General features: G+C 44.3%; 1 pseudogene. It reads right to left on the reverse strand.

Going from position 1 to position 246, the window contains the following annotated elements:
- Positions 1 to 34: 34 nt before the first annotated feature.
- Positions 35 to 246: pseudogene (locus BZK24_RS08710) on the reverse strand (amino acid permease); the annotation flags it as partial.

Consider the following 246-nt stretch of genomic DNA (forward strand, 5'->3'; position numbering starts at 1 on the left):
TGATGGATTTATCCAGCCCTGTGGGGAAAGGTCAAAGGGCTTTGATCGTTGCGCCACCAAGAACCGCTAAAACCTTAATCAGGCTAAAGAAAAACTCGCCCTCGGCAAAAATTTTAACCGAAAAAAAGTTCAATAAAAAAACCAACGCAATGCATGAAATGACCCAATAATGGATGGGAATATCCGCAAACCAGCGTTGCATGAGCATGCCTATAGCGATGTATTCTAACGCAACCGTGATCCCCC

The sequence above is a fragment of the Helicobacter pylori genome (assembly GCF_001998165.1).
Classification (GTDB): Bacteria; Campylobacterota; Campylobacteria; order Campylobacterales; family Helicobacteraceae; genus Helicobacter; species Helicobacter pylori_DL.